We start from the raw sequence: 9,786 nt of genomic DNA on the forward strand, positions 1-9,786 counted from the left end.
CCCTGCCACGCACTCGGCCCGTACGCGGGTGAGCTGCGGGAGGCGTTGCTGGCGTACAAGGAACGGGGCCGGCACGGGTTGGCCCTGCCGCTGGGCGCGCTGCTGGCCGAGGTGGTGGCAGTTGCGGTGGGGCCGGCGCGGCCGGTGCTGCTCGTGCCGGTGCCGGACACCGCGGCGGCGGCCCGGGCCCGCTACGGCGACCACCTGAACCGGTTGGCCCGGCACGCGACGGCCCGGCTGCGCGGGGCCGGCTGGGACGCGGCGACCGCCCGGCCGCTGCGGGCGCTGCCCCGGCCGGATTCGGTGGCGTTAAACAGCGTCGGGCGGGCCGTGGCGGCCGAGTCGGCGTTCCGGGCGCGGGGCGGCCGGCGGTGGTCGGCGATGGGGCGGACGGTGGTGGTGCTCGACGACATCCTCACCACCGGAGCCACCCTGGCGGCGGTGAGTCGGACTTTGCGCGCCATGGGAATGACGCCATATGTCGCGGCAGTGCTGGGCGCAACGCAAAAACGACGGCAATGGTGACGCTTCGTGACTCCTTTTCACCCCTTGGTGGCAAGAGCTGTGAATTTTCTGAGCGTTACCGACAACCAGGGGTGACTGCCGGGCGAATCGGAGTTAGCGTTTCGGTGTCGGGGGTACGAGGTGCCACATCCCGTTCCCCCCGACGGTGGAAGGAGGCGTAGCCGCACTGACCGGTCGACGCCGCACGGGGAGACTCCCTAGGTCCGTCGGCCGGGTGGAAGAAGATCAGACGGCCATCCGAAAGAGGGAGGTCACGTGGACATCGTGGTCAAGGGCCGAAACGTCGAGGTGCCGGACCATTACCGGGTGCACGTAGCGGAGAAGCTCGCGAAAATCGAACGCTACGACCACAAGCTCATCCGAGTCGACGTGGAGTTGTTCCACGAACGCAATCCCCGCCAGTCCGACACCTGCCAACGAGTGGAAATCACCTGCGTCTCGCGGGGGCCGGTGATCCGTGCCGAGGCCTGCACGAGCGACTTCTACAGCGCGCTCGACGCGGCCATCGCCAAACTCGACACCCGACTGCGCCGGGCGGCCGACCGTCGCCGCGTACACCGGGGCCGGCACGCGCCGATCTCCGTCGCCGCCGCCACCGCCGGCCTGCCGGTGGTCGGCCTCGACGGGCCCGGGCTGTCGGCACCGAACGCGGGCGCGGCCACCGCCGTGGCCGAGCGCGCCGAGGAGACCACCGAGGAGTACGACGACCAGCCCTGGCACATCGCCCGGGCCAAGGTGCACCCGGCCGATCCGATGACGGTGGACGAAGCCCTGTTCCAGATGGAACTGGTCGGGCACGACTTCTACCTGTTCCAGGACAAGGAGTCCGGCCGGCCGAGCGTCGTCTACCGACGCCACGCGTACGACTACGGCATCATCGCGCTCGACGCCTGACCGCTGCCGCCGTGGTGGCGGCCCGCGCCGCCACCACGGCCGGAGTCAGCGCAACTCCTCCGGGAGCACCCCGAAGACCAGGTCGTCGATCCGGGTGCCGTCCAGACCCGGGAGTCGCCCGCGCAGCAGGCCCTCCCGGCGGAAGCCGACCTTCTCCAACACCCGGTGCGAGGCGGTGTTGGCCGGCAGCGTGCCGGCGACCAGCCGCGCCATCCCCACCGGGCCGAACGCCCAACCGGCGAGCAGTCGCAGCGCGCGGGTGGCGTACCCACGGCCGCGCCAGCCGGGCGACAGCGCGTAGCCGACGCCTCCCTCGCCGGCGGCCGGGGCGGAGCAGGACAGCCCGCAACTGCCCGCCGGCTCGCCGCTGGCGGCGTCGACGATGAGCAGGCGCGCGACGGCGCCGGTCAACCAGGCGCTCTCCGCTGTCCGGCAGCGTCGCTCGATCGCGGCCCGGGTCGGCGGGACCGGCGGAGCCTGGTTCGCCACCACCTCCGGAAGAGTGTGCAGGCGGTACATGACGTCGATGTCGTCCGGCCCGAGCGGGCGCAGGATCACCACGCCGTCGGTGAGCCGGCCGCCGGCCAGGTCCGGCAGGGGGCGAGCGGACGGAGCATCGGGATCGCCGGCGAGGCGTACCCAGGCGGTCAGATCGGCCGGGGCGCCGTCGCGGGACCGGCCGGCTGCCCGGCGTACCCCCTCGTGGCGGAAACCGGCGGCGAGCGCGACCCGCTGGCTGCCCGGATTCTCGGCGTGGGCCAGCAGTTCCAGCCGGGCCAGGCCGGAGCGGAAGGCGTACGCCGCCAGGGCGCGGGTGGCGGCGGTCGCGACGCCGCGACGCCGCGCCCAGGGCGCCACCCAGTATCCCACCTCGGCCTGCCTGCGCCCCGGCACGACCTGGCTCATGCCCGCGCCGCCGACCAGCCGGTCCGTGGCGGCGTCGGCGACCGCGTACGCCGCCCCGCCGGTGGCCCTCACCGAGGGCGCGCCCTCGGTGATCCACCAGCGGGCGTCGGCCTCGGTGTACGGCGAGGGCATGCCGTGAACGAAGTGTTGGGTCAGCGGGTCGGCGCAGGCGGCGGCGAGGTCCTCGGCGTCTGCCGACCGGAAGGGGCGTAGCCGGATCCCGTACGTCTCGATGATCTCCGGGATCACGCCAGGTCCTCCGCCAGCAGCGCGGCGATCCAGGCGTCGCCGCGACCCTCCCGGGTGGGCAACCGGGCGCGTAGCACGCCCTCCACGGTGAAGCCGGCTTTCTCGGCGACCCGCCGGGACGCCGTGTTGCCGACCATGGCCAACCACTCGATGCGGGCCAGCCCCAGTGTGGTGAAGCCCCAGGCGGTCAGCGCGCCCACGGCGGCGGTCATGTGACCCCGGCCCCGGGCGTGCGGGGCGGTCATGAAACCGACGTGGCCGCCGAGCGGGTCCGTGTCGATCCGCAGGTCGATCGAGCCCAGGTAGCGGTCCTGCCCGTCGGCGACGGTGAAGAACGCCCCGGTGCCCCGGGCCCAGGCGAGGTCGGCGAAGTCCCGCCGGAACCCCTCGGCGTGCTGCCGCTGGTACGGGTGCGGCACGGTGGTCCACCTGATGGTCTGCTCGTCCCGGCAGGTGGCGACGATCGCGTCTAGGTCGCCGGCCTCGACCGGGCGCAGCCGCAGTTCGGTGTCGCCGGCGTCGGCGAAGAGGATCGGCTGCGGCCGGCCGAAGACCGCGGCGCGCCGCGCGTCCAGGGTTTCCGGGCCGGCCGGGCCGGGCTCGCCGGGGGCGGGCACCTCGCCGGGCAGGAGCGAGCCGATCCAACCGTCACGCCGGCCGTCCGGGTGCGGGCGGGCCAGTGGCAGCTCGCCGCAGACCCGGAAGCCGGCCCGCAGCGCGACCAGCCGGGAGTGGTGGTTGCCCAGCTCGGCCTGCCAGATCAGCCGGCGCAGCCGCAGCGTGTCGAACGCCCAGCGGGCGACCGCCCGGGACGCCCGCACCGCCACGCCCCGACCGCGCGCCCACGGCGCGGTCCAGTAGCCGAGCTCGCCGGAGTCCAGGGTGCGGTCGATCGAGACCAGACCGCAGGCGGCGAGCAGCTCACCGGTGGCCGCGTCGCAGACCGCGAACGGCGCGCCGGTGCCCTCGGCCCAGGCCCGCCCGCTGTGCTCGGTGACGAAACCGTGGGCGTGTTCCGGCAGGTACGGGCGGGGTACGGTGGTCCAGCGCTGAATGTCCGGGTCCTGGCAGGCGCGGTGCACGTCGTCGGCGTCGCCGGCTCGCCAGGGGCGCAGCAGCAGGCCGGCCTCGGTGATCTCCACAGGCTCCATCCGGGCATGGTGCCGGATCGTTCGCGGTGGGCGTAACCGGATATGCGTCGGCGGCTCCGCGACGGGTGCGTTATGTCGTTTTCGCCGGGCCGGACCACCGCCACCAGTGACCATCACGCCGATGGAGCGCCTACGATGGGTCGAGACTGTCTAGGGGAGCGTTGATCCGTGTCGATTCTGGAAAAGGTCCTTCGCGCCGGCGAGGGCCGCATGCTGCGCCGGCTGAAGGCCATCGCCGCCGCCGTCAACTCGATCGAGGACGACTACGTCAACCTCACCGACGACGAGCTGCGGGGAATGACCGACCAGTTCAGGGAACGGCTCGCCGACGGTGAGACCCTCGACGACCTGCTGCCCGAGGCGTTCGCCGTGTGCCGCGAGGCCGCCGCGCGGGTGCTCGGCCAGCGTCCCTACGACGTCCAGGTGATGGGCGCCGCGGCGCTGCACTTCGGCAACATCGCCGAGATGAAGACCGGTGAGGGCAAGACCCTCACCTCGGTCATGGCCGTCTACCTCAACGCGCTCTCCGGCGAGGGCGTGCACGTCATCACGGTGAACGACTACCTGGCCCAGCGCGACGCCGCGTGGATGGGCCGGGTGCACGAGTTCCTCGGCCTGACCGTCGGCGTGGTGCTGCCCAACCGGCCGGCCAGCGAGCACCGGGCCGCGTACGAGTGCGACATCACCTACGGCACCAACAACGAGTTCGGCTTCGACTACCTGCGTGACAACATGGCCTGGTCGAAGGACGAGCTGGTCCAGCGCGGCCACAACTTCGCGGTGGTCGACGAGGTCGACTCGATCCTCATCGACGAGGCCCGGACCCCGCTGATCATCTCCGGCCCGGCCGAGCACTCCGCCCGCTGGTACTCCGAGTTCGCCGCCGTGGTGGCCCGCCTCCAGCCGGGCAAGGACGGCGAGGGCGACTACGAGGTCGACCACTCCAAGCGCACCATCGCGGTCACCGAGCGCGGTGTCGCCAAGGTGGAGGACCGGCTCGGCATCGACAACCTCTACGAGTCGGTGAACACCCCACTGGTCGGGTACCTCAACAACGCCATCAAGGCCAAGGAGCTCTACAAGCGCGACAAGGACTACATCGTCAGCGACGGCGAGGTCCTGATCGTCGACGAGTTCACCGGCCGTATCCTGCACGGCCGCCGCTACAACGAGGGTATGCACCAGGCGATCGAGGCCAAGGAGGGGGTGGAGATCAAGCAGGAGAACCAGACCCTGGCCACCATCACCCTCCAGAACTACTTCCGGCTGTACGAGAAGCTGTCCGGCATGACCGGCACCGCGCAGACCGAGGCGGGCGAGTTCAACAAGGTCTACAAGGTCGGCGTGGTGACCATCCCGACGCACCGGCCGATGGTCCGGCACGACCGCGCCGACGTCATCTACAAGACCGAGCGGGCCAAGTTCAACGCCGTCATCGAGGACATCGCCGAGCGGCACCAGAAGGGCCAGCCCGTGCTGGTCGGCACCGTCTCGGTGGAAAATTCCGAGATCCTCTCCCAGCTGCTGCGCCGCCGGGGCATCCCGCACTCGGTGCTCAACGCCAAGTACCACGCCCAGGAGGCGGAGATCGTCGCCCAGGCCGGGCGTAAGGGCGCCGTCACCGTCGCCACCAACATGGCCGGCCGTGGTACGGACATCCTGCTCGGCGGCAACCCCGAGTTCCTCGCCGCCAGCGAGCTGCGCCAGCGCGGCCTCGACCCGGTGGAGAACGAGGAGGAGTACGCCAAGGCGCTGGAGGAGGTCCTCCCCGCCTGGAAGCAGGCATGCGCGACGGAGGCCGAGGAGGTCGCCGCCGCCGGGGGCCTCTACGTGCTCGGCACCGAGCGGCACGAGTCCCGCCGGATCGACAACCAGCTGCGCGGTCGTGCCGGCCGCCAGGGCGACCCGGGGGAGTCCCGCTTCTACCTCTCCCTCCAGGACGAGCTGATGAAGCGCTTCCGGGCCGGTGCGGTCGAGGCGGTGATGGAGCGGCTCAACATCCCGGAGGACGTGCCCATCGAGTCGAAGATGGTCACCCGCCAGATCAAGAGCGCCCAGGCGCAGATCGAGGGCCAGAACGCCGAGATCCGCAAGAACGTCCTCAAGTACGACGAGGTCATGAACAAGCAGCGCCAGGTGATCTACGCCGAGCGGCTGCGCGTGCTCAACGGCGAGGACCTCTCCGACCAGGTCCGCAACATGATCGATGACGTGATCACCGCGTACGCCGTGGGCGCCACCAGCGAGGGGTACGCCGAGGACTGGGATCTCGACCAGCTCTGGGCGAGCCTCAAGCAGCTCTACCCGGTGGGCGTCACCGTCGAGGAGCTGGAGGAGGAGGTCGGCTCCCGGGCTGGAATGGACCAGGACTTCCTGCTCGCCCGTCTCAAGGAGGACGCGCACGCCGCGTACGACCGGCGCGAGGAGCAGCTCGGCGAGGAGGCGGTCCGCCAACTGGAGCGGATGGTGCTGCTCCAGGTCATCGACCGCAAGTGGCGCGAGCACCTCTACGAGATGGACTACCTCCAGGAGGGCATCAGCCTGCGGGCGTACGCCCAGCGCGACCCGGTCATCGAGTACCAGCGCGAGGGCTTCGACATGTTCGCCACCATGATGGACGGCATCAAGGAGGAGACGGTCGGCTTCCTCTACAACCTGGAGGTGCAGGTCCAGGAGCCGGAGGCCGAGGAGGTCGAGCTGCTGGAGAAGCCGGTCGAGATCCGCGCCAAGGGCCTCAGCCGCGCGCCGCAGCAGCTGGGTCTGCAGTACTCCGCCCCGAGCGTGGACGGCGAGGCCGGTCGGGGCACTCCGGTCATCGAGCGGCCCGAGCAGGAGCCGTCGGCTCCGCGTGCCGGCAGCGTGGCGAAGCCGGAGCGCCCGGCCGCGCAGGTGGGGCCGCGCAGCCCGCTGGGTGGGCAGGCGATGGCCGCGGCGAGCGCCGCGCGGCGTGCCGCCCCGGGCGAGGCACAGGGCGGTGGCCCGTCCCGCAACGCCCCCTGCCCGTGTGGTTCCGGCCGTAAGTACAAGCGCTGCCACGGCTCCCCCAACGGCGGGGCCTGACCTCCGACGGCGGCCCGGGTTCCGGGTCGAGTCGATCCGCGAGCGGAGCCGCGGTCCTCCGGGGCCGCGGCTCCGCCGCTGTCCGCGCCCGCTCGCCCCGCGGGCTGGTGGCGGCGGGGTCTGGCTGCGCCGGTCAGAGCACCTGGAGGACGGTGCAGAGCCAGCTGCCGCGACGGTGCTCGAGGCGTACGGCCATGGCCCAGCTCCGGCCGGCGCCGGCGAGCACGGCGGCCACCTCGACGGCGGCGGGCCGGGGCTCACAGACCCGTAGCCGGCGCAGGTGCAGGGTGGGGCGCGTGGCCCGCCGCCGGACCGGCCCGGTGCGGGACGTGGCGCGGGCCAGTTGCTCGGTCACCTCGATCACCCGCCCGGGGGCGACCAGGGCGCGGAGCTGCCCGGGTGGCCGGTAGCCGTTGAGGATCTCCAGACAGGTGCCGACGAACCGTTGCGCGGCCCGGGTGGCCTCCGGCGTGGCGGTGGCCAGGGCTCCTGGGGGCGGTCCACCGGGCAGCCGGCCCGGGCGGGTCGGCAGCGGTCGCGGATCGTGCCGCCGGCCGGTCGGTCGCCCGGCCGGCTGGTGCGCCGCGCCGAAGAGGTCGAGGGCGAGCTGACCGACGGGTCGGGGCCAGAGGTCGGGGGCCTCGTCGGCGTACGGCGGGTCGCTGGGCGGGGCCGGGCGTAACCGGATCGGAGGCCGGGACGGCCCGGGACGGCGCGAGTCGACCATCGGTTCCCCCTGATCGTTGCGTTTGCCTTCGTTTGCCTCCGACTGGCCCCAATTCTTGGGTACGGCAATGCCCGGCGTCAATGCCCACGGCGGTGGTGCGACTACTCGGCGTCGCGGTCGGCGAGGGGATTGCCACGCACCCACTCGGCGGTCTCGGCGTACTTGCGCTGGATGTACTCCTCCAGCCGGACGCGCTCCACCCGCCACTGTCCGCGCCCGCCGATCTTGATCGCGGGCAGCTCGCCGCTGCGGACCATGTGGTAGACCTGCGAGTCCGACACGTTCAGCTCGGTGGCCACGTCGGAGAGCAGGAGAAACCTCGGCTCCACGGTCAACCCCCGGTGTTGGCGTCGTTTGCCTCAGTTTGCCACCGCTGGCCGACGCGGCCCAGCACCGGCCTGCCGCCCGGCGCACGGGCCCGGTGCGGCGCGCTTCCGTCGGGATGGGTGCGGGGTGTATGACGGGTTGCGGCGTACGATCGGCGCCCGGGGACCGGCGGACCTGCCGGTCGACGAACGATCGGGGGAGACGACGGTGGGCGACCAGCTGGTCCGGGTGTACGTCCCGGCGACCGTGCCGATGCTGACCCTGCTGCGCGAGCACGGGCTGCCGGCCGCCGAGGCGCACGCCGTCACTCCCGCCCTGCGCGAGTGGTATGCCGAGGGCGACGAGGAGGAGCTGGAGTACGTCGCGTTCACCCGGGCCGCCCAGGACTCCCTCCAGCTGCTACGGGCGGACCCGGCCGCGCCCCGCCGCCGGGTGGTGGTCTCGGTGGACCTGCCCCCGTCGATGGTCGGCCGTGCCGGTGGTGAACTCGGCTCCAGCTGTGTGCTGCTGGTCGACCCGGTGCCGGTGACGGCGGTGGCGGCGCTGCACATGGACGGGACGGCGGCGGTCGAGGACGTCACCGCCGCCGTCGACGTGGTGACCGAGGCCCTGGCCGGCGATCCGGACGCCCAGTTCGTCGTCGACGGCGCCGAGGACCACGAGCTGGAGTGGTACGACCCGTCCGAGCTCGACCTACTGATCCGCGCCGCGACGTCCTGACCCGGGGCTGAGCCCGCGTCACCGGGCTGGCGGCTCAGTCCTCGGCCGTCTCCGGCTCGTCGTCGACGTCGAGGCGGGCCGGGTTGAGGGTCCGGCCGAAGAGGATCAACGTGGTGAGCGCCCCCACGAAGAGCATCCAGATGCCATTGTCGATCCGTGAGGTGCCGAGGCTGGTCTGCGCGACCGCGTCGGCCTCGCTGAGCGCCCCGGCCAGGTCGAGCAGGGTCCGGCCACCGACCCTGATGATCACTTCGGTGAGCAGCAGGAGCAGGCCCGGTCCGGCCCCGGCGGCGAGGTACACCGGCCAGCGCGACACCGGCGTCGCGGGATCGCGCCGGACCGCCCGGCGGCGGGCCCAGGTCAGGTAGCCGAAGGCGAGCAACCCGGCGAGCAGGCCCGCGAGCAGGGACTCCGTGCGGGAGACCCACTTGGCGGCATCGACCAGCGACGCCTGGGAGCCGTCGGCGCCGAAGAGCGCGAAGAGCGGATCCCGGGCACGGCTGAACGCCACCACGAACAGCAGCGTGCCGAGGGTGGCGGTGACGATAGCCCCGACCGGGGCTGCGGTGCGCGCCCCGGCGATCGCCGCGCCGATGATGGCCGCCGCCGCGCTGGTGCCGGCGATGGTGTTGGTGGTGGCATTGTCCGCGTAGGTCAGGTTGATCGCGACCGCGGTGCCGAGCCCGACCAGCAGTCCGGTGCCGACAGCCAGCACGAAGCGCGCAGTGGCCCGGTCACCGAGCCTGCGGGCCAGCAGCTCGCCCACCGCCAGCGCCACGGCCGCGCCGGCCACCAGTGCGGCGGAGATCACCCCGGGCAGCGCGAAGGCGGAGAGGCTGATGGCGGTGAGCCCGGCCGCCGCTGAGTGGATCGCCTCCCGGGTCGACCAGAGCATCGCGGCCAGCCAACCGACCGCCAGCAGTGCCAGCACGGCGGCGCCGGGGGCGGCCGCCGGTCGCACCTCGCCGTCTCGGTTGGCGACGCCGCCAGCCGGGTGCGCTGCCTCGCCGATGGCGGGCAGGGCCTCGTCAACCGGGTCGGTGGTGTCCGGCTGGTCCGGCTCCGCGGCCGTCGAGCTGCCGGGCTGGTTGCTCATGCTCTCCCCTTCGCCACCGCGCCCGACGTGCCAGCGGGCCGGGCAGGTCACCGGCCAACAAGCGTACGCGGCGCAGGGTGGTCACCGGCTGGGCCGGGCTGGCCGGGCTCGCGGTTCGCGGGGGGCCGGGC

At 72.9% G+C, this 9,786-nt stretch carries 9 protein-coding genes; 4 read left to right on the top strand and 5 right to left on the bottom strand.

Features of this window, described 5'->3' with window-relative positions; all coding sequences use genetic code 11:
• On the top strand, nucleotides 1-525 hold a 525-nt coding region (locus tag E1193_RS26695), incomplete at its 5' end, for a ComF family protein (protein ID WP_132185939.1).
• A gap of 255 nt (nucleotides 526-780) precedes the next feature.
• Nucleotides 781-1,419, top strand: coding sequence for a ribosome-associated translation inhibitor RaiA (raiA, locus tag E1193_RS26700; protein ID WP_132185940.1), 639 nt, complete (start codon nucleotides 781-783; stop codon nucleotides 1,417-1,419).
• A 45-nt stretch (nucleotides 1,420-1,464) separates the two neighbouring features.
• On the opposite strand, the gene E1193_RS26705 is transcribed toward raiA, so the two are convergent.
• Nucleotides 1,465-2,574 (bottom strand): GNAT family N-acetyltransferase, encoded by a 1,110-nt coding sequence (locus tag E1193_RS26705; RefSeq protein WP_132185941.1) that lies wholly within the window; start codon nucleotides 2,572-2,574, stop codon nucleotides 1,465-1,467.
• Nucleotides 2,571-3,725: a GNAT family N-acetyltransferase gene (locus E1193_RS26710; protein WP_132185942.1), complete on the bottom strand. Its 1,155-nt coding sequence runs from the start codon at nucleotides 3,723-3,725 to the stop codon at nucleotides 2,571-2,573. The genes E1193_RS26705 and E1193_RS26710 overlap by 4 nt, the downstream gene beginning before the upstream one ends.
• Nucleotides 3,726-3,893: 168 nt before the next feature.
• Here E1193_RS26710 and secA point away from each other — a divergent pair, with 168 nt between their 5' ends.
• Complete coding sequence (gene secA / locus E1193_RS26715) at nucleotides 3,894-6,785, top strand: preprotein translocase subunit SecA (protein WP_132185943.1); 2,892 nt, start codon at nucleotides 3,894-3,896, stop codon at nucleotides 6,783-6,785.
• A 133-nt stretch (nucleotides 6,786-6,918) separates the two neighbouring features.
• Here the strand turns inward: secA and E1193_RS26720 are convergent, their stop codons facing one another.
• Both E1193_RS26720 and E1193_RS26725 read right to left on the bottom strand, forming a co-directional pair.
• Entirely contained in the window at nucleotides 6,919-7,512 is a 594-nt protein-coding gene (locus E1193_RS26720) for an Rv3235 family protein (RefSeq protein ID WP_132185944.1), read from the bottom strand.
• A gap of 101 nt (nucleotides 7,513-7,613) precedes the next feature.
• Nucleotides 7,614-7,841 carry a helix-turn-helix domain-containing protein gene (locus E1193_RS26725; RefSeq protein ID WP_132185945.1) on the bottom strand — a complete coding sequence of 76 codons (228 nt, stop codon included), beginning with the start codon at nucleotides 7,839-7,841 and terminating at the stop codon, nucleotides 7,614-7,616.
• Between the two features lie 205 nt (nucleotides 7,842-8,046).
• Between E1193_RS26725 and E1193_RS26730 the strand changes: the two genes are divergently transcribed.
• Nucleotides 8,047-8,559, top strand: a complete 513-nt coding sequence (locus E1193_RS26730) for a hypothetical protein (RefSeq protein WP_132185946.1) — start codon at nucleotides 8,047-8,049, stop codon at nucleotides 8,557-8,559.
• 34 nt (nucleotides 8,560-8,593) lie between these two features.
• On the opposite strand, the gene E1193_RS26735 is transcribed toward E1193_RS26730, so the two are convergent.
• Entirely contained in the window at nucleotides 8,594-9,655 is a 1,062-nt protein-coding gene (locus E1193_RS26735) for a hypothetical protein (protein ID WP_132185947.1), read from the bottom strand.
• Nucleotides 9,656-9,786 lie beyond the last annotated feature (131 nt).

It is taken from the genome of Micromonospora sp. KC606 (assembly GCF_004348675.1).
Classification (GTDB): Bacteria; Actinomycetota; Actinomycetes; order Mycobacteriales; family Micromonosporaceae; genus Micromonospora.